Annotated in this window: 17 protein-coding genes and 1 pseudogene; 16 read left to right on the forward strand and 2 right to left on the reverse strand. The window is 67.3% G+C overall.

Annotation, left to right across the window (positions count from 1 at the left end):
• Positions 1-63 precede the first annotated feature (63 nt).
• Positions 64-1668, reverse strand: coding sequence for an FAD-dependent oxidoreductase (locus tag IEY60_RS15155; RefSeq protein WP_189028483.1), 1605 nt, complete (start codon positions 1666-1668; stop codon positions 64-66).
• Positions 1669-1787: 119 nt separating this feature from the next.
• On the opposite strand from IEY60_RS15155, the gene IEY60_RS15160 reads away from it, so the two are divergent.
• From IEY60_RS15160 to IEY60_RS15200, 9 genes and pseudogenes are all read left to right on the forward strand, one after another.
• Positions 1788-2525: an SDR family NAD(P)-dependent oxidoreductase gene (locus IEY60_RS15160; protein WP_189029418.1), complete on the forward strand. Its 738-nt coding sequence runs from the start codon at positions 1788-1790 to the stop codon at positions 2523-2525.
• A gap of 47 nt (positions 2526-2572) precedes the next feature.
• Positions 2573-3664: pseudogene (locus IEY60_RS15165) on the forward strand (acyl-CoA dehydrogenase family protein).
• 155 nt (positions 3665-3819) lie between these two features.
• Positions 3820-4614: a crotonase/enoyl-CoA hydratase family protein gene (locus tag IEY60_RS15170; RefSeq protein WP_189028485.1), complete on the forward strand. Its 795-nt coding sequence runs from the start codon at positions 3820-3822 to the stop codon at positions 4612-4614.
• Positions 4614-5774 carry a thiolase family protein gene (locus tag IEY60_RS15175; RefSeq protein ID WP_189028487.1) on the forward strand — a complete coding sequence of 387 codons (1161 nt, stop codon included), beginning with the start codon at positions 4614-4616 and terminating at the stop codon, positions 5772-5774. The genes IEY60_RS15170 and IEY60_RS15175 overlap by 1 nt, the downstream gene beginning before the upstream one ends.
• Positions 5771-6178, forward strand: coding sequence for a Zn-ribbon domain-containing OB-fold protein (locus IEY60_RS15180; RefSeq protein ID WP_189028489.1), 408 nt, complete (start codon positions 5771-5773; stop codon positions 6176-6178). Before IEY60_RS15175 ends, IEY60_RS15180 begins: the two co-directional genes overlap by 4 nt.
• Positions 6175-7791, forward strand: a complete 1617-nt coding sequence (locus IEY60_RS15185; protein ID WP_229739843.1) for an AMP-binding protein — start codon at positions 6175-6177, stop codon at positions 7789-7791. Before IEY60_RS15180 ends, IEY60_RS15185 begins: the two co-directional genes overlap by 4 nt.
• Entirely contained in the window at positions 7788-9005 is a 1218-nt protein-coding gene (locus tag IEY60_RS15190; protein WP_189028492.1) for a cytochrome P450, read from the forward strand. The genes IEY60_RS15185 and IEY60_RS15190 overlap by 4 nt, the downstream gene beginning before the upstream one ends.
• An 8-nt stretch (positions 9006-9013) precedes the next feature.
• Positions 9014-10162: an acyl-CoA dehydrogenase family protein gene (locus IEY60_RS15195; RefSeq protein WP_189028494.1), complete on the forward strand. Its 1149-nt coding sequence runs from the start codon at positions 9014-9016 to the stop codon at positions 10160-10162.
• Positions 10162-11970, forward strand: coding sequence for an acyl-CoA dehydrogenase (locus tag IEY60_RS15200; protein WP_189028496.1), 1809 nt, complete (start codon positions 10162-10164; stop codon positions 11968-11970). Before IEY60_RS15195 ends, IEY60_RS15200 begins: the two co-directional genes overlap by 1 nt.
• A 79-nt stretch (positions 11971-12049) precedes the next feature.
• Here the strand turns inward: IEY60_RS15200 and IEY60_RS15205 are convergent, their stop codons facing one another.
• On the reverse strand, positions 12050-13360 hold the full coding sequence (locus IEY60_RS15205) for an MFS transporter (protein WP_189028498.1): 1311 nt from the start codon (positions 13358-13360) through the stop codon (positions 12050-12052).
• Positions 13361-13868: 508 nt separating this feature from the next.
• Here IEY60_RS15205 and IEY60_RS15210 point away from each other — a divergent pair.
• The 7 genes from IEY60_RS15210 to IEY60_RS15240 all read left to right on the forward strand — a co-directional run bounded on the left by IEY60_RS15210 (position 13869) and on the right by IEY60_RS15240 (position 18786).
• Complete coding sequence (locus IEY60_RS15210; protein WP_229739844.1) at positions 13869-14009, forward strand: hypothetical protein; 141 nt, start codon at positions 13869-13871, stop codon at positions 14007-14009.
• Positions 14006-14782 (forward strand): enoyl-CoA hydratase, encoded by a 777-nt coding sequence (locus IEY60_RS15215; RefSeq protein ID WP_189028500.1) that lies wholly within the window; start codon positions 14006-14008, stop codon positions 14780-14782. The genes IEY60_RS15210 and IEY60_RS15215 overlap by 4 nt, the downstream gene beginning before the upstream one ends.
• A gap of 1 nt (position 14783) precedes the next feature.
• Positions 14784-15509, forward strand: coding sequence for a TetR/AcrR family transcriptional regulator (locus IEY60_RS15220; protein ID WP_268241475.1), 726 nt, complete (start codon positions 14784-14786; stop codon positions 15507-15509).
• On the forward strand, positions 15506-15856 hold the full coding sequence (locus IEY60_RS15225) for a DoxX family protein (protein ID WP_229739846.1): 351 nt from the start codon (positions 15506-15508) through the stop codon (positions 15854-15856). The genes IEY60_RS15220 and IEY60_RS15225 overlap by 4 nt, the downstream gene beginning before the upstream one ends.
• 107 nt (positions 15857-15963) lie before the next feature.
• Complete coding sequence (locus IEY60_RS15230; protein ID WP_189028504.1) at positions 15964-16884, forward strand: SCO6745 family protein; 921 nt, start codon at positions 15964-15966, stop codon at positions 16882-16884.
• Positions 16881-17801, forward strand: a complete 921-nt coding sequence (locus IEY60_RS15235) for an SCO6745 family protein (protein WP_229739847.1) — start codon at positions 16881-16883, stop codon at positions 17799-17801. Before IEY60_RS15230 ends, IEY60_RS15235 begins: the two co-directional genes overlap by 4 nt.
• Before the next feature lie 286 nt (positions 17802-18087).
• Positions 18088-18786, forward strand: a complete 699-nt coding sequence (locus tag IEY60_RS15240) for a DUF1345 domain-containing protein (RefSeq protein WP_189028506.1) — start codon at positions 18088-18090, stop codon at positions 18784-18786.
• Positions 18787-18864 lie beyond the last annotated feature (78 nt).

An 18864-nucleotide genomic window follows, 5' to 3' on the forward strand; every position in this document is an offset into this window, starting at 1 on the left:
GCGGACAACGAATTCGGCCGGTGCCTGTAGGCACCGGCCGAATTCGCTTGTTTCGATGTCCGCTCAGCGACCGGCGGTGCGAACCAGATCGACCGCCGTGGTGATCTTGACGCGGGGCCGTCCCGCAGCCTCGCCCGCCGCGCGTTCGGCGGCATCGATCGCCGTCCAGCCGTCGCGGTCGACGACCTCGGGCTGACGTTCGCGGACCAGCGCCGCCAGCGCCTCCCGGTCGTTGATCGGTGTCTTCAGCTCACCGGCTGCGAAGTCGCCGATGATCTTGTCGACCGTCTCCTTCGCGTCGACCTTGTTGGTGCCGATGACGCCCCGTGCGCCGCGCTTGATCCAGCCCGTCACGTAGACGCCGGGCGCGACGCTGCCCTGGTCGTTGGGGACGATGCCGCGCGCGTCGTCGAAGGGCAGGTCAGGGACCGGCTCACCGCGATAGCCGATGGAGCGCAGCACCAGTCCGGTGGCCAGTGTCCCGGTCTCGCCGGTCGCCTCGGCGGCGGGGCCGGATTCGGAGGAGACCAACCGGTTGCGGCTCACCTCGAGTGCCTCGACGTGGCCGTAGCCGGTGATCGCGAGCGGGGAGGCGAGGTAGCGGAACACGATTCGCTTGTTGCCGGGGGTGCTGGGGCGTTCGGCGTATTCGTGAGCGAGGCGGACCTTCAGTGCGTCACCTGGCTCGAGGTCCGCGGTGTCGACGACCACGTCGACATCCGGCAGGTACCCCAGTGCCAGGAACTCCGGCGAGGTGTAGGCGGCCTCGGCGGGACTGCGGCGGCCGAGGAGGACGACTTCGCGAATCGCGCTGTGGCGCAATGCCTCGAGCGCGTGATCGGCGATGTCGGTGGTGGCGAGCTGATCGGGATCGGTGGTCAGGATCCGGGCGATGTCCAGTGCCACGTTGCCGTTGCCGACGATGACCGCGCGCTCGGTGCTGAGGTCGAATTCGCGGTCGGCGAAGTCCGGGTGCCCGTTGTACCAGGAGACGAACTCGGTGGCGGAGTGACTGCCGGGCAGGTCCTCGCCGGGAATGCCGAGCCGACGGTCGGTGGAGGCGCCGACGGCGTAGATCACGGCGTGATGGTGGGCCAGGAGCTCGTCGTGGGAGATATGGTCGCCGACCTCGACATTGAGGTGGAACCGGAAATTGTCGCGCCGGAAGTCTGCGGCGAAGGCGTCGGTGACGATCTTGGTGCCCGCGTGATCGGGCGCGACACCCGCGCGGACCAGGCCCCATGGCGTAGGTAAGCGGTCGAACATGTCGACCTCGACATCGCCGCGCTCGAGCAGTTCCTGCGCGGCGTAGCAGGCGGACGGGCCCGCGCCGACGATGGCCACCCGCAGCGTTCCCCGCTCTTTGGGGGGACGCAGCTCGGCAGGGATCGGAGTGAAATCCGCTTCCAGTGGATTGGCCTGGAAATACTCGGCATTGATGTCGCGGTACCTGGACAGTGATTCGGTCAGTTCGTCCTCTGGGAAGATGGCCTGCACCGGGCAGGAGTCCGCGCACGCGCCGCAGTCGATGCAGGTATCGGGATCGATGTAGAGCATCTCCGCGGTGGCGAACTCGGGTTGATCCGGGGTGGGCCGGATGCAGTCCACCGGGCACTCGGCGATGCAGGTCGCATCGTTGCAGCAGCGCTGGGTGATGACATAAGCCATGGCGGGTTCCTCGGAGGTCGCATGTTTCGGCCATTGACTGACCGCTCGTACGGTCAGCATAATCGACGTAGGCATTCAGTGGAAACGAGGGAAATGACGTGACGTTGCAGACGAGCGAGCTGCTGGCAGGCCGGGTGGCGTTGGTCACCGGCGGTAGCCGGGGCCTCGGCCGGGAAGTGGTGGAGGCGTTCGCCGCGGCGGGTGCCGATGTCGTGATCGCCGGGCGCAAAATCGACAGTTGTAAGGAGACCGCGGCGAAGGTGCGGGCGGAGTACGGCGTGCGCGCTCTGCCGGTGGCGGCCAACGTCGGCGACTGGGCCGACTGTGACGCACTGATCGAGGCGGCCTACGGCGAATTCGGACGGGTCGACATCCTGGTGAACAATGCCGGTATCTCACCGCTGTATCCGAGCCTGGACGCGGTGGGGGAGTCGCTGTTCGACAAGGTGATCGGGGTCAATCTCCGGGGACCGTTCCGGCTGTGCGCCGAGATCGGCACCCGGATGGCCGCGGGCGACGGCGGTTCCATCATCAATATCAGTTCGGTGGCGGCTACCCGCTCCGACGTGATCGCGCTGCCTTACTCGGCGGCGAAGGCGGGCCTCAACAATGTGACCGAGGGGTTCGCCCAGGCCTTCGGCCCCAAGGTTCGGGTCAACGCTATTCAGTGCGGGCCCTTCGAGACGGATATCGCCAAGGCGTGGCCTGCGGAATTCCGGGCGCAGTTCGAATCGGCGGTCGCACTGGGCCGACCCGGGCGACCCGATGAGATCATCGGCGCCGCGCTGTATTTCGCATCCGATGCGTCCTCGTTCTGCACCGGCTCGATTCTGCGCCTCGACGGCGGCATCCGCTGATCACCGATCAGCCATCCAAACATCCGAACTCAGTGAGGTAACAACCCATGGCATGGGATTTTCAGACCGACCCCGAGTTCCAGCAGGTCCTCGATTGGGCCGACGAGTTCGTGCGCACCGAGGTCGAACCATTGGATCTGGTGTTCGGCAGCCCCTACGACCGCTCGGACGAGAAGGCGATGGCGATCGCGGGCCCGAGCAGCGTGGGAAGTACCTTCAGCCACTGCTCGACGGTGAGATCGGCTCCTGCTACTCGATGACCGAGCCGCAGGCCGGCGCCGATCCCACCCTGTTCACCACCACGGCGGTGCGCGACGGGGACTGCTGGGTCATCAACGGCGAGAAGTGGTTCAACTCGGTGGCGGCCTTCGCCGAGTTCTTCATTGTCATGGCGGTCACCGACCCCGAGGTCAGTCCCTATGAGGGCATGTCGATGTTCCTCGTGCCCGCGGGCACGCCCGGGCTCGAGATCGTGCGCAATGTCGCGGTACACGGCTTCAGCGACCACGAGGGCTATGTCCGATACACCGACGTCCGGGTGCCCGTCGACCATCTGCTCGGTCCCGAGGGCGGTACGTTCGCGGTGGCCCAGACACGCCTCGGCGGCGGACGTGTGCATCACGCCATGCGCACTGTCGCCCTGGTACGCAAGGCCTTCGACATGATGTGCGAACGCGCCGTCTCGCGGCAGGTGCGCGACGGAACCCTCGGCTCTCTGCAATCGGTGCAGGAGCGGATCGCCGACAGCTGGATCGATCTGCAGCAGTTCCGGCTCCTGGTGCTGCACACCGCCTGGCGCATCGACAAGGAGCAGGACTACCTGAAGGTGCGCAAGGACATCGCGGCCATCAAGGTGGCGATGCCGCGGGTGCTCCACGATGTGGCCCAGCGCGCGCTGCACCTGCACGGCGCTCGGTGTCTCCGAGGAGATGCCGTTCGTCGACATGTTGATCCACGCCGAGGTCATGGGCATCGCCGACGGCCCGACCGAGGTGCACAAGACGACACTGGCCAAGCAGGTCCTGCGCGACTACACCCCGGCTCCCGGGCTGTGGCCGACCGGACACCGTCCGGCGCTGCGCGAACAGGCCGCCGCCCATATCGAAGCGCAACTGGAGCTGGTCGTCGGCAACCTCTGACCCCTCGACGATCGGACCTCCGGCGAGTGGCCGTGTGCAGCATGCACACAGGCACTCGTTCGTGGCGATCAGCGGGGCGCCCGCCGCGCTGAACCAGTTCGCTACCTGGGGAATCGGAACTTGACTGACCGCCCGTACGGTCATACCATGAGTTCATGGTTCAGCCCGACGAAGAGCGACCGGCATTCCTCCGCAAGGACGGGCACGTCGCGATCATCACGATGAACCGCCCGCACGCGATGAACGCGGTCAACGCCGCCATGTCGATCGCGCTGCAAGAGGCGGTGGACGAATTTCTCGCCGACCCGGAGCTACGGGTCGGCATTCTCACAGGCGCCGGAAAGGCGTTCTGCGCGGGCGCGGACCTGAAGGAAGTAGCGGCGAAGCGGTCACTGATCGGACCGGACCAGCGCGAGCGTGGGTTCGGCGGCATCATGAAGCAGCTGCTCGACAAGCCGTTGATCGCGGCGGTGAACGGTTATGCGCTCGGTGGCGGAACGGAGTTCGTGCTCGCCTGCGACCTGGCGGTGATGAGCGACGCCGCCACCCTCGGCCTGCCCGAGGTGCGGCACGGCATCATCGCCGCCGGCGGCGGGCTGCTGCGCATGGCGCGACGCGTACCACTGGCGATCGCGCTGGAAGCCGTCATGACCGGCGCGCCGATCTCGCCAGAGGAAGCACTGCGCTGGGGACTGGTGAACCGTGTAGTGCCTGCCGACCAGGTGCTCGACACGGCGATCGAACTGGCCGGCAAGATCGCGCGCAACGCGCCGCTGGCCGTGCAGGTGAGCAAGCGTGTGCTGTATCAGGCCGCGGCGATGTCGGACTGGGAGGCGGAGTCGTGGAAGCTGAGCGACGACGCGGCCAAGGCGATCTTGCGAACCGCCGACGCCAAGGAAGGGCCACGGTCGTTCGCCGAGAAGCGTAAGCCGAAGTGGGAGGGTCGGTGATGGCGGCCACCGCGACTATCGCCGGGCTCGGTCTCACCGACGTCGGCAAGGTCTACGGGCGTAGCGCGACCGATTTCGCGGCCGAAGCGGTTCGGCTCGCGGCGGCGGACGCGGGCCTTGCGGTCACCGACCTGGACGGCCTGCTGGTGAGCCCGGGAACCAAGGGCTCCCCGAAGCTGTCCCTGCAGAAAGTGCTCGGGTTGCGGGATCTGCGGCTACTCGCCGAGATCCACGCCCTCGGTGCCAGCCCGGCCGCCATGATCGCAGCAGCGGCACAGGCGATCAACAGCGGTGAAGCCACTGCGGTCGCCTGCGTGTTCGCGGATGCTCCACTGCGCGAAAAGGGTTCGGCCCGTGATGCTTTCGGAACACAGCGCGCACTGCCCAGCGGATTCGCCTCGTACCACCTCGGCATCGGCGCGATCACGCCGAACCTGTTCTACGCCATGGCCGCCCGTCGTCATTTCGAGACCTACGGCACGACCAGCGAACAGCTCGGCGCGGTCGCGGTCGGCCAGCGTAGCTGGGCGGCCCACAATCCCGTCGCGCAGTTCACCAAGCCGATCACGGTCGCGGACCACCAGTCCTCACCTCTGATCGCGGACCCGCTGCACCTGCTGGACTGCTGTCTGGTCTCCAACGGTGGTGCCGCGGTCATCGTCACCTCCGCCGAACGGGCCCGTGAACTGGCACAGCCACCCGTCGACATCCTCGGTTGGGGCCAAGCCCATCCCGGGCAGGTGATGCGGCAGGGTTCGGACTTCGGTCTGCGCACCGGTGCGGCAGTCGCGGGGCCCGCGGCGCTGCGCATGGCAGGCGTCTCGGTCAGCGATGTGGATCTGCTCGAGCTCTACGACAGCTACACCTTCACGGTGCTGGTCACCCTCGAGGACTACGGATTCTGTGCCAAGGGCGAGGGCGGTTCGTTCGTGTCCGACGGCAAACTCGGTCCCGGCGGCAGCTTGCCCTGCAATACCGGAGGCGGCCAGCTGTCGAGCTACTACCTCACCGGATTCACGCCGATCGTGGAAGCGGTCGTGCAGGGACGCGGTCAGGCCGGCGCACGACAGGTCGACAAGAAGGACGTGATCATGGTGAGCGGCAGTGGTGGCGTCCTCGAACACCATGCCACGCTGGTCTTGAGTGGAGCCGGCCGATGAGCGAAACAGTGACCTGGCCGCCCATGAAGCGTGATGCCAAGAGCGCCGAGTTCTTCGACGCGGCGGGCCGGGGGGAGCTGGCCATCAAGAAGTGCACAGGCTGCGGGCGTTCGCTGGCGCCCGAGGCGATGGTCTGCACCGATTGCGGTGGTAGCGATCCGGTGTGGACCAGCGCCTCGGGCACGGGAACGCTCATCACGTGGACCACGGTGCACAAGGCACCCAACCCCGCCTTCGCCGACCTGGTGCCGTACACCGTCGGCGTCGTCGAACTGGCCGAGGGGCCGTGGCTGTACGCGCGAATCACAGGCGAGCCCCTGGTGGGAGCCGCGTTGCGCTCAGAATTCGTCAACCCGTCCGAGGGCGAGAGCTACCCGGTGTGGGTCGTAGCGAGCGGAGAATGACCATGCCCGAATTCGACCTGGCGACACTGCACGAGGCGATCGCCGAGGCACTCGCCGAGGAACCGTGTGTGATCACCGCACAGCGGAGTTGCAGCTGGCGCGAGACCACCGACCGGACGCGCAGGTTCGCCGCGGTACTGCGGGCCAACGGGCTCGGCGGACGCAAGCCCGTCGACAACGCCTGGGAGACCGGTCAGGACCACCTCGGCCTCTACCTGCACAACGGCGCGGAGTACCTGGAGGGCGTTCTCGGCGCGCACAAGGCATCGGTCGCGCCGTTCAACATCAACTACCGCTACACGCCCACCGAGCTGGCGTACCTGCTACGCGACGCACAGGCAAACGCGGTGCTGTTCGGCGGGCACTTCGCCGAGACCCTCGCGGCGGCGCTGACCGAGCTGGACGAACCCCCGCTGCTGATCCAGGTCGACGACGGCAGCGGCGCACCGCTACTCGACGGCGCGCTGGACTACGAAACCGCGCTGGCCGCAGCCGATCCCGAACGGGGTGTCCCCGAATCCGGGCCGGAAGACCGCCACCTGCTCTACACCGGCGGCACCACCGGTATGCCGAAGGGCGTCATCTGGCGCGTCGGCGATCTCGTGGCCGGTCCGCTCGGCGTCCGCAAGGCGACGTCGACGGAGGAAGTCGTCGAGCGGGCGCTGCGGATCCGCGGCCGGGTGCTCCCCGCACCGCCGCTCATGCACGGCGCCGGGACCGGTATCGCCCTCGGCGGCTGGCTTTCCGGTGCGACCATCGTCTTCCAGCCGAGTCCGGAACGGTTCGATGCCGGCGTGCTGCTCGACACCTGCGTACAGCACGAGGTCACCTCGATCGCCATCGTCGGCGACGCGTTCGGCGCGCCGATGGTGTCCGAGCTCCAGACACGTCCGCGCACCCCGCCCGCCTTGAGGCTCATCGTCAACAGCGGTGCCGCGCTGCGTGACTCGCTCAAGGACCAACTGCGTGAGCTCATCCCCAGCGTGCGGATCAGCGACATGCTCGGCTCCTCCGAGACGGGTTTGCACGCCAAACGCGGCTCCGGCTCGAGTACCTTCTCGGCGCGCGGCAACACCGCGCTGATCGACGAAACCCGTACCCGCATAGTCGAACCCGGCAGCGAGGAGATCGGCTGGCTGGCCCAGGGTGGTGCCATTCCCATGGGCTACCTCGGTGATCCGGACAAGACCGCGGCGACCTTCGTCACCGTGGACGGCCGCCGCTTCTCGGTCCCCGGTGACCGCGCCCGCCTCACTGACACCGGCGAGTTCGAATTCCTCGGGCGGGAGGCCACCACCATCAACACCGGTGGGGAGAAGGTCTTCGCCGAAGAGGTCGAACAGGTGGTGCGAGGGCTACCCGGCGTCGCCGACGCCGTGGTCGTCGGGCGCCCCAGCCAACGCTGGGGGCAAGAGGTCGTCGCGCTGTACCAACCCGCTGACGACACTGTCACGACCGAGCAGTTGCGCGACGGCTGCCGCGAAGCGCTGGCGGGCTACAAGATCCCTAAGGTCTTCCTTCGCGTCGACAGGGTCGGCAGGCACGCGAACGGCAAAGCCGACTATGCCTGGGCCAAGGCCGCCGCAGTTTCCACCCCACAGGAGCAAGCATGATCACCACCGTCCCCGATTTCGGGAACCCCGACACCTACCTAGACGGCTTCCCGTACGACGAGGTCGCCGCACTGCGCCGGGAGTCGCCGGTCGTGTGGGTGCCCGAACCGGCCTCGGGTGACTTCCCCGGTGGCCCGGGCTTCTGGTTGTTCACCAAGCACGCCGACGTGATGGCCGCGGGGAAGCGCCCCGAGGTGTTCAGCTCTTATGAGGGCGGGACCTGGGTTCGTGAGGTGTCTCGCGCGGAACTTCAGATCCAGCGCCAAGCGATGCTGAACATCGACCCGCCGATGCACACCCAGATGCGCAAGCTCATCAGCAAGGCCTTCACGCCGCGCGTGGTCAACGGCATGATGGAATCCATCAGCGCGCACGCCGACGCGATCGTCGACCGGCTCGGCGACGGCGGCGACATCGACTGGGTCCAGCAGGTCTCCTCCGAGCTGCCGCTGCTGGTGCTGGCCGACATCCTCGGCGTCCCCTCCGACGAACGGCATCTGCTGTTCGACTGGACCAACCGCATGGTCGGCTTCGACGATCCGGAAGCCGTGGACAAGAAGTCCTACGTCTCGGCGTTCCTCGAGTTGTTCGCCTACGCTCGCGCCCAGACCGCGGCCAAGCGTGCCGAACCCACCGACGATGTGTGGAGTCTGGTGGTCAATGCCGAGGTCGACGGTCGCCGCCTCACCGATGACGAGCTGGACCGGTTCTTCCAGCTGCTGGTCATCGCCGGCAACGAAACCACTCGCAACATGCTCAACGGCGCGATCCTGCTGCTGTCGCAGAACCCGGACCAGTTCCAGCTGCTGCGTGACGACCCCAGCCTGATGCCGCAGGCCGTCGAAGAAATCCTGCGGATGTTCCCGCCGATCCTCCAGTTCCGGCGCACCTGCGTCCAGGACACCGAGGTCAGCGGGCAGCAGATCAAGGCAGGCGACAAGGTCGTGCTGTCCTATGCCGCTGCCAACCGCGACGACACCGTGTTCGAGAATCCCGACACCTTCGACATCACGCGCAAGACCAACCCACACGTCTCCTTCGGGTTCGGTACTCACTTCTGCCTCGGTAGCGGTGTAGCTCGCCTGGAGGGCCGCGTCCTGCTGACCAAGCTGTTCGAGCGCTTCAGCACCGTCGAGGTCACCGGCACGCCGGTCCGGCTGCGGTCCAACTTCGTCAACGGCATCACCGAGCTGCCCGTTCGGCTGGAACGGTAAGGTCGACATTGAGCAACCTCTGGACCACTCCCGAACGGTTGGAGCTGCGAAAGCTGGTCGCCGACTTCACGATCCGCGAGATCGCGCCGAACATGGACCAGTGGGAGCGCGACGGGCAGCTGCCGCGCTCCCTGCACCGGAAAGCCGGATCGCTGGGCCTGCTCGAACTGGCGTTTCCCGAATCCGCCGGTGGCGCGGGTGATTACATCGATCTGTCCATCCTGATCGAGGAATTGATCGGCAACGGCGGTAGTCCGGGTCTGTGCGGGTCGTTGCTGACGCATACCATCGCCGCGCCGCACATCGCCACCGCGGGCGATCCCGCCCAGGTAGTCGAATACGTGCAACCGACCCTCCGGGGTGCGAGGATCGGTTCCCTCGCGATCACCGAGCCGGGCACCGGCTCCGACGTGGCATCCGTGCGCACCACGGCAGTGCGCGACGGCGATCACTACGTCGTCAACGGCGCCAAGACCTACATCACCTCGGGGACCCGCGCCGACTACGTGACGACGGTGGTTCGCACCGGTGACGCAGGCCATCGGGGATTGTCCCTGCTGATCGTCGACACCGACACGCCGGGATTCTCCGTGGGGCGCAAGCTCGAGAAGATGGGCTGTCTGTGTTCGGACACCGCCGAACTGCACTACGACAACGTGCGGGTGCCCGTGGCGAATCTGGTCGGCATGGAGGGCTCGGCCTTCGCGCAGTTGATGACTCGCCTCGACGGTGAACGGCTCAATCTTGCGGTGCAGGGGTACGCGACCGCCCAGCGCGCCTTCGACCTCACCCTGCCGTGGGTGCGCGACCGGGTCACCTTCGGTCAACCGCTGGCCGATCGGCAGGTGATCCGGCACAAGCTCGCCGAGATGGCGCGACGGATCACCGTCGCCCGGGTCTACGTGCGAGATGTGCTGTCCCGCTACGTCGCGGGCGAGGCCCTCGGCGCCGAGGTGCCGATGGCCAAGAACACCGCGGCGAACGCCTGCGAGTACGTCGTCAACGAGGCGGTGCAGATCTTCGGCGGCATGGGCTACATCCGCGAGAACGAAGTCGAGCGGCTCTTCCGCGACGGCAGGCTGCTCAGCATCGGTGGCGGGGCGACCGAGATCATGAACGAGGTCATCGCGAAGTCCCTTCCGCTGGGGACGCGCTGATGGGCCACTATCGCGCGAATGTTCGCGACCTCGAATTCACGCTGTTCGACGTTTTCGGGCTGGACAAGATCCTCGCCACCGGCGCGTTCGACGATCTCGACGGCGAGACGGTGCGCACCATGCTCGCCGAGGCCGCGAAGCTGGCCGAAGGCCCGGTGGCGGAGGCGTTCGCCGACGCCGACCGCAACCCGCCGACCTTCGATCCCGCCACGCACACAGTGAGCATCCCGGAATCGTTCAAGCGATCGCTGCGCGCCTGGCAGGACGCCGAATGGTTCCGGGTGGGGCTGCGGCCGGAAGTGGGCGGTGTCCCCGCCCCGTCGATGGTGGCCTGGGCGATCACCGAATTCCTGCTCGGTGCCCAGCCCGGCATCTTCTTCTACCTGACCGGTCCCGCGTTCTCGGGCGTGCTGTACGGCATCGGCAACGAGGAACAGCAGCGGTGGGCCGAACTCGCGGTGGAGCGCGGTTGGGGCACCACCATGGTGCTGACCGAACCCGACGCCGGTTCCGATGTGGGTGCCGCCCGGACCAAGGCGATCCCTCAGGAAGACGGCAGCTGGCACCTCGAAGGTGTCAAACGCTTCATCACCTCCGCGGACGCCGACGATCTGTTCGAGAACACCGTGCACCTGGTGCTCGGCCGACCCGAAGGCGCTGGGCCGGGAACCAAGGGTTTGAGCCTGTTCTATGTCCCCAAGTTCCACTTCGACTCCGAAACGGGCGAGCTGGGCGATCGCAACGGGGTATTCGTCACCGGCCTCGAGCACAAGATGGGGCTGAAGGTATCGGCCACCTGCGAAGTCACCCTGGGCGGGCACGGCACGCCCGCCAAGGGTTGGTTGGTCGGCGATACCCATAACGGCATCGCACAGATGTTCCAGATTATCGAGACCGCGCGGATGATGGTGGGCACCAAGGCGATCGCCACCCTGTCCACCGGCTACCTCAACGCGCTCGACTACGCCCGCAATCGCGTGCAGGGTGCGGATCTGACGGCGATCGCGGACAAATCGGCACCCCGGGTGAACATTCTGCGCCACCCGGACGTGCGCCGGTCGCTGCTCATGCAGAAGGCGTACGCCGAAGGGCTGCGCGCGGTCTACCTGTTCACCGCGGCGCATCAGGACGAGGAGGCGGCGCAGGTCGTCTCTGGCGCCGACCCCGCGATGGCAGCCGGAGTCAACGACCTGATGCTGCCGATCGTGAAGGGTGTCGGCTCCGAACGCGCCTTCGCGATGCTCACCGAGTCGCTGCAAACCCTGGGTGGCTCGGGCTACCTGCAGGACTACCCGATCGAGCAGTACCTGCGTGACGCGAAGATCGACTCGCTCTACGAAGGCACCACGGCGATCCAGGCTCAGGACTTCTTCTTCCGGAAGATCCTGCGGGACAAGGGCGTCGCGTTCGAGTTCCTGCTCGGCAAGATCACCGAATTCGCGGCGGCAGTACCGTCGGAGCTGGCCGGTGAAGCCGATCTGCTGGTCGCGGCGGTGGTGGATGCGCGAGCGATGGCGGCGGTCCTGACCGGCTATGCCACCGGTACGGACCCGGCCGAGGTCTATCGGGTCGGGCTCGGGTCGGTGCGGTTCCTGATGGCGGTGGGCGATCTGGTCATCGGCTGGCTGCTGTTGTGGCAGGCGAGCGTGGCGCTGGCATCGGGCACCGTCGACCCCGACTACCGGGCGGGCAAGGTGGCGGTGGCGCGCTTCTTCGCCGCCGACATCCTGCCCGGGCTCGCCGCAGTGCGCGGCGTGCTGGACAGTATCGATCATGCTGTGATGGACCTCGCCGATACGGCGTTCTGAGGCTCCGCGAGGCGAACGGCAGCAGCGGCAGGCTCCGGTGGATGAATCCACCGGAGCCTGCCGTCGTTTCGCTGGGTTGTCAGCCCATGACGCGACGTGCGTCGCGCTCGGGGTTGATCAACGCGATCGCGAGGAGGCCGCCGATACCGGCTGTGACGCCGTAGATCTGGAACGCCAGGAGGTAGCCGTCGGCTTTGGTCTCCGCCGCGTCGACGATGACACCGGTGAGGTAGGGGGCGATCAGGCCGCCCACCGACATGAGGGCGGTGAACAGGCCGAGGGTGCCCGCCAGCTGGCTCGGCGGGCACAGCTGGGAGACACCAGCGATGAACAACGCGTAGACACAGTTGCTGATGCCGTAACCGAGGGTTATCGCGGCCACCGCCTGCGCGGGCGTGCTCAGGAAGGGCAGCGCCAGCAGGCTCACGCAGGTGACCAGCAGTGTGCACCCGGGCAGAATGCCCCGCATGGCACGTCCTGAGGTGCCCTTCGCCATCATCCGGTCAGCGATGAAGGTCGTGCTGAATATGAAGAAGAGGCCCGCGATGCTGGGGACACCGAACAGGCTGCCTGCCGTCAGTCGGCTGTAGCCGAGTCCCTCTTCGAAATAGGAGGGGAGCCAGGTCAAGACGGTGGTGGACAGCGCGTAGGCGCTGAAGATGGCGAGTGTCGCGGCGATGAAGGTGGGGGTGAGGAAGATGCGCAGCCACGGGACCTTGATGGTTGGGGCGTTCTCGGCCTCGGCCTCGGCGGCGGCTACGGCCTTCGCGCCGTAAGGTCCCTCCTTCCAGGTGGACAGCCACAGCAGCACCCATGCGGCGCCGAGGCCGGCCAGGGTGAGGAAGGCGGCGCGCCATCCCCAGTGGACCACGATGGCCGCCAGGGCCGGTGCCGCCAGGATCTTGGTCAGCGGCGCGCTGGCGGTGAGGCAGGCGCTGGGCAGTGCCCGCTTCTCCATGGGGTGCCAGGCGAAGATCGCCGTGCACACAACGGCGAGGGCCGGTCCCTCGAAGAATCCGAGCAGCATTCGGCTCACCAGCAGAACGCCGAAGGATGCCGCAACGACTGTGGGCAGCATGACGAGAGACCAGGACAGCGCGATCAGAATCAGCAGCCAGCGCATGCTCACCCGGCGCGCCAACGGCCCGGCGAGCAGGCCGCCCACGGCGAAGGTGACGAAGAAGGCGCTGCCGATCATGCCGATCTGGGAGGCGGTGAGACCGAGCTCATCCCGGAGCGGTTTGGCGGCGATGCCGAGGATCGCCTTGTCGGAGTAGTTGATGACGTACAGCACGACGACGGTGGCGGTGATGCCCCAGGCGCGTGCGTGTGAGTAGACGGGATCGGTCCCGGATACACCGGTGGGTGCGGTGGATTGTTTCGTGGTCATCTTGATCCGTTCTCGGGTGTTGCTGAGTGTGCTGGCCGCGCGATAGCGGCAACGTCGAGTTGTGGGCGGTGCCTGCGTGGCAGGCGGTGACCCACGAGGGTGAAGGGCCTTTGATCGCAACCGGGCGGACAGGGGCCGGTGCGGCGGGGAATCGGAGACCTGAATATTTCGCCCGCACCGGCGTTACGGCAGCCGTTCGAGAATGCGGGGAGAGAGTCGACAGGCGGTATGTGGAGTGAGGAGCGCGGGCCGGTTCCGTTGCCGGAGCGACCTGTTCGCGATCAGGTGAGTCGTGGTCTCGAACCGCGCTGACTGGTTGAGGAGGGCACCTCCGCCCGGGCCTCCGGGATATCGGGGTGTGTTACGTGGATCACAACACTAAACATACAATGTGTTCAATTAGCAGGTGGGCAAATTGGTGGGCATCGGCGGGCGTGAAACTTTTCGAGGGGGCTGGGCGGCTAGTGGTGTCCCGCTGCCTGTGACATACTGGCCGTACAGGCGGTCAGTGTGTCGTCGGTTTCCGGTATCCACATACCGCACGCTCGCTGCCGCGCTCTACGCGCGGTTCAACCAGACCGACGCGCGCCGGGACTTCTCGGCGATCGTCACCGACATCCGGGAGCGTTCCGGGGAGGGCACCGAATGACCGAATACGAGACGATCCTGCTCGAGCGCAAGAACCGGGTCGGCTGGATCACGCTGAATCGGCCGAAGGCTCTCAACGCGCTCAACACCCAGGTGCTCGACGACATCGTCGCCGCCTTGGACGAACTCGAGCGCGACGACGAGATCGGCGCGGTGGTGATCACCGGCTCCGCCAAGGCTTTCGCGGCGGGCGCCGACATCAAGGAGATGCAGCCCAAGTCGTACATGGACATGTTCATGGACGACTTCTTCGCGCGCTGGGACCGGCTGGCCCAGTTCCGCAAGCCTACTGTCGCCGCGGTCGCGGGGTACGCCCTCGGCGGTGGCTGTGAGCTGGCCATGCTGTGCGACATCCTGATCGCCGCCGACACCGCGCAGTTCGGGCAGCCCGAGATCAAACTCGGCGTGATCCCGGGCATCGGCGGTTCGCAGCGGCTGACCCGCGCGGTCGGTAAGGCCAAGGCGATGGACCTGGTGCTGACCGGCCGGAACATGGGCGCCGAGGAGGCCGAACGGGCGGGTCTGGTCTCGCGCATCGTGCCCGCCGACGACCTGCTCGACACCGCCGCCGAGGTCGCCGAGACCATCGCGGCCAAGTCGCTGCCGGTCACCATGATCGCCAAGGAGGCGGTGAACCGGTCCTTCGAGACCACCCTCGCCGAGGGAATCCGCTTCGAGCGCCGTGTCTTCCATTCGCTGTTCGCGATCGAGGATCAGAAGGAAGGCATGAACGCCTTCGTCGACAAGCGCACCGCGCACTTCACCCATCGGTGACGTGGATGATCGAGGATGTCGTCGCGAGGCGTTTCTGGCCGCGGCGCGCGGAGTGTTCGCGACCGCTGGGTACCACGGTGCTCGAATGGACGACATCAGCTCCCGGGCGGGCATAAGCAAGCCGGTGCTCTACACCGAGTTCCCTGACAAGCTCGATCTGTATGTCGCTGTCCTGCAGCAGTATCTGGACCGGATGGTGGCCGGTGTTCGTCGAGGCGTGGCTGTGGACGCCGGGTACGGCGAACGTGTGCGGCGTGCGGTCATGGCCTACTTCGACTTCGTCGACGAGGACGAGGGTGGACACGTGCTCGTGTTCGAGACCCCGGTGCCCAGCGAACCAGTCATCGCGTGGCGGGTGAGTTGTGCCATGAGGGAATGCACGACGCTGGTGAGTGACCAGTTGCGCGGTGCTGGTGTCGACCCGGCCCGAGCTGGCATGTGCGCGTCGGGCCTCGTCGGCGCGAGCCATCTCGCGGCCAGAGACTGGCTCGATGCCGGACGACCGATTTCCAAGAGCGACGCGGCCGAAACGGTGGTCGCACTGTGCTGGAGCTTCAGCGTCGGCGCGGATATCAACTCTGATTCCACAACCGGCGCGTCCCGACGCCGTCGCCCCCTGTGCGCAATCTCAATCTACCTGGAAGGACACCCATGCTCTCGCTCACCAGCCCGCCGTCCGAGCGGCGCTCGCAGCGTGTCACCCGGCTCGCGCTCGGCGGCCTCATGACAGTTGCCGGCGTCTCGCACCTCACCTTCGCGCGCGGCGAGTTCCAGGCGCAGGTGCCGGACTGGTTCCCCCTCGACGCCGACTTCACCGTGCTCGGCTCCGGTGTCGCCGAGGTGGGGTTCGGCCTCGCACTGCTCGCCCTGCCACGCAAGCGGCGGATCGTCGGGCTCGCGCTCGCCGCGTTCTTCGTCGCGATCTTCCCCGGCAATATCGCCCAGTACGTCGAGGGCACCAGCGCGTTCGGCCTCGACACCGACACCAAGCGCCTGCTCCGGCTGTTCGGTCAGCCTGTGCTGATCGCTGCGGCACTGTGGGCGGGCGGGCTTCCCGAGCGCGCCGAGAGGTAACCAGCGCGCAGCGCGGATTCGAACGCGGCGCGTGGCTGCGGCCCGCTGTGATCGGGCTCGACGGCACGAACAGCCATTACGTCAGGGAAGGCGAAACAGTGATGCAGATGGTGATCGACGAGTCGAGCCGACGCGCGCGGGCGCTGCGGCAGGCGATCGAACCCTTGGCGGGGCACGTGTACTTCGCGCCGGAGTGCCATGCCGCTTACGAGCGTCTCGGTTTCGCGCCGCCCGGAACGCTGGGCAACGTCGCGACACCGGATGCTGCAGCGTATTTCACCAGTCGCGGCGCGGCGATGGGTCAGGTCCACGGCCCAGTGGTGGCGGCGGCCTTCGCCGTGTTCGAGCCGGGCGTCGTCGAGGCCGGAGTCGAATACGGGTGGCGGCTCACCGACGCGGCGACGATCTCCGCCGCGCGCACTGCGGGCGCGATCGCGCACCTCGAACGGGTGCTGGGACCCTGCCCGGCGGGGACCGAGCGCGTGACCGCGCTGCTGACGCGGGCGCTGGAACCGCTCCGGTCGGAAGGGCGCCCGCTGTTCGCCGGTCTGCGTGCGCTCGATCTGCCCGACAGCGCGATCGGCCGCGCCTGGCGCCTTGCCGACTGCGTGCGGGAGTACCGTGGCGACTCGCACACGGCCGCCTGGAACGCGGCAGGCTACGATGCCGCCGAGATCGGTCTGGTCGGTGAGTTGGCGCGCGGGCTGCCCGCTCGCACCTATGTGCGGTCCCGAGGTTGGACCACCGAACAGCTCGACGCGGCGCAGGAGCGACTGCGCTCGCGCGGCCACGTCGACGGTAGGGGACTCACGGCGAAGGGTACGTGGGCACGAGAAGCTGTCGAGGTCGCGACGGACCAGCAATCGCGTGGCGCGATCGCGGCACTCGGCGATGACCTCGACGAGCTCATCGGTTTGCTCGAACCGTGGAGTGCGGCCCTGATGTTGGCCAGTTATCCCGCTCTGACCATCGCGGAGCGGTGCGACGCGGCCCGCATCGTCAACTACCCGAAGGAAGTGAGCCGATGATCACCGACGCCGTGTGCAGTGCCCGTGCCCGCGCCCTGTGGGCCGCGATCGAGCCGTTCGCCGGACAGGTGTACTTCTCCACCGAGGCGAACGCCGAGTACACCGCGCTCGGCTTCGGCGCGGGTCGCGGGTCGCTGGGCGGCGGTGCACAGACCTCCAATCGCGATGCCTACAACGCCAGCCGTGGCTCGGCACTCGGGCACGCGCGCGATGCGGTCGTCGCTGCCGCGTTCGCGGTGTTCGAGCCGGGCATGGTCGCCGCGGCGGTCGAGCGCGGCTGGGCGGTCACCGATCCCGCCTCGCTCGCCGCCGCTCGTCGCCGCGGGGCGACGGACTCGCTGCGCCGGATGCTCGGAGAGGAACCGGAGGGCCTCAGGCGGGTGGTCGAATTACTCACTCGCGCAACCGAACCCCTGCAGGTGGCGGGGCGGCCACTGTTCGCGGGACTGTGTGCCATCGACCTGCCCGACGATCGGCTCGGTCGCGCGTGGGCGCTGGCCGACCGGCTCCGGGAATACCGCGGCGACTCCCATACCGCGGCCTGGATCGCGGCGGGTTTCGACGCGGTGGAGATGGGGTTGCTCAGTGAGCAGCGATGGGACCTGCCACCGCGCACCTACGTCTACACCAGGGGATGGTCGGATGCGCAGCTCGACGCCGCGACGCGTCGCCTGCAGGAACGCCGCCTGCTCGACGGTGAGCTGCTGTCACCGGCAGGCCGGGCCGCGCGCGAGGAGATCGAGACGGCCACCGACCGTCAGCTGCGACCAGCGCTCGAGGCGCTGGGGGAGGACGCCGACGAGCTGATCTGCACCGTCGGACGGTGGAGCGCGACGATACAGGCCGCGGGTGGCTACCCCGATCTCTACGGCGCACAGATCGCGGCGCGAGTAGCGGCACAGCGTCAACAGGCGTAGGGGCGTCAGCAGGCACGGGGCCAGGCTGTGTGGACGGAACGGTGCAGGCGGTGGCGGCCGCGGGTCTGGTGCGCGCGGGGATGAACGTGAGGAGTCGCCTGCCGACCTCGGGTTGTACAGTTCGTTCGACGCAGCACTGATCCACACGCCGAGCAGTTGGCGGTCGAATCTGTCACCGTCCGTGGGGTAATGCTCTCGCGCAGGGCGGCATTCGAGTCGGCCATGCCGAGTTGGACGACATCGCTACGGCGATCGCACTCCTCGTCTCCTAGGACGACGCGTCGAGATGGAACGGGCGAACTCGTACTCATCGAGGGAGGTCGGCTGCTCGCAGTCGGTGGATCCCAACGTTAAAGGAGCCTTCGCTATGAGCAGCATGAGGGTGATCGCCGGTCGAGTACTCGAGGCGAGTTTGGTTGTGGTCGGCGTTGCCGCATTGTGGGCAGGTGAACCTCGTGGGTGGTTGCTCTGCTGGGGTTTGCTTTCCTCCGTGTATATCGGTGCTTGGCTGGTGCGGTTACTGCGGAACCGGCACGCCGACGACCCCGCGGAGTGGCTGGACGAAATTCCCGATAGCTGGACCGCACTGGTCTTGACGGTGGTCACGAGCGCCGTCGGGTTGGCTACGGTGTTGTCGATCGTGGCAGGCGACGTCGACGAGGAACAGGCGGTGTCCACGGAAGTCATCGCGGTGGCGGTTGCGCTGCTGGCCTGGTTCCTGTTGCACCTGGGGTTCGCCGAACAGTACGCCCGCGCCTACTACCGGCGGCTTCCAGAAGAACAACTGTCGTTCCCTGATACCCCTCGGCCGAATTTGTTGGACTTCGCCTACTTCTCCTTCACCATCGGGGTCTCGTTCGCCGTCTCCGACGTCACGACCAGAACCCGTCACCTCCGGGCGCAGGTACTGCTCCATTCGGTGATCGGATTCTTCTACAACGTCGCGGTCATCGGCGTCGCGGTCGATGTCGTGAAGGGGCGATGAGCCTGGCATAGGCCCAACGGCCGACGGTCAGTCGGCCATGACGTAGGCACCCGGGGCGACACCGAGGGGACGGAACTC

The sequence above is a fragment of the Nocardia rhizosphaerihabitans genome (genome assembly GCF_014646295.1).
GTDB lineage: Bacteria > Actinomycetota > Actinomycetes > Mycobacteriales > Mycobacteriaceae > Nocardia > Nocardia rhizosphaerihabitans.

Bases quoted from the DNA above. Each gene is read 5' to 3' on its own strand.
- IEY60_RS15155 (WP_189028483.1), bottom strand. From the start codon at position 1,668: ATGGCTTATGTCATCACCCAGCGCTGCTGCAACGATGCGACCTGCATC.
- IEY60_RS15170 (WP_189028485.1), top strand. From the start codon at position 3,820: ATGGTTCAGCCCGACGAAGAGCGACCGGCATTCCTCCGCAAGGACGGG.
- IEY60_RS15175 (WP_189028487.1), top strand. From the start codon at position 4,614: ATGGCGGCCACCGCGACTATCGCCGGGCTCGGTCTCACCGACGTCGGC.
- IEY60_RS15180 (WP_189028489.1), top strand. From the start codon at position 5,771: ATGAGCGAAACAGTGACCTGGCCGCCCATGAAGCGTGATGCCAAGAGC.
- IEY60_RS15185 (WP_229739843.1), top strand. From the start codon at position 6,175: ATGACCATGCCCGAATTCGACCTGGCGACACTGCACGAGGCGATCGCC.
- IEY60_RS15190 (WP_189028492.1), top strand. From the start codon at position 7,788: ATGATCACCACCGTCCCCGATTTCGGGAACCCCGACACCTACCTAGAC.
- IEY60_RS15200 (WP_189028496.1), top strand. From the start codon at position 10,162: ATGGGCCACTATCGCGCGAATGTTCGCGACCTCGAATTCACGCTGTTC.
- IEY60_RS15205 (WP_189028498.1), bottom strand. From the start codon at position 13,360: ATGACCACGAAACAATCCACCGCACCCACCGGTGTATCCGGGACCGAT.
- IEY60_RS15215 (WP_189028500.1), top strand. From the start codon at position 14,006: ATGACCGAATACGAGACGATCCTGCTCGAGCGCAAGAACCGGGTCGGC.
- IEY60_RS15225 (WP_229739846.1), top strand. From the start codon at position 15,506: ATGACAGTTGCCGGCGTCTCGCACCTCACCTTCGCGCGCGGCGAGTTC.
- IEY60_RS15230 (WP_189028504.1), top strand. From the start codon at position 15,964: ATGGTGATCGACGAGTCGAGCCGACGCGCGCGGGCGCTGCGGCAGGCG.
- IEY60_RS15235 (WP_229739847.1), top strand. From the start codon at position 16,881: ATGATCACCGACGCCGTGTGCAGTGCCCGTGCCCGCGCCCTGTGGGCC.
- IEY60_RS15240 (WP_189028506.1), top strand. From the start codon at position 18,088: ATGGAACGGGCGAACTCGTACTCATCGAGGGAGGTCGGCTGCTCGCAG.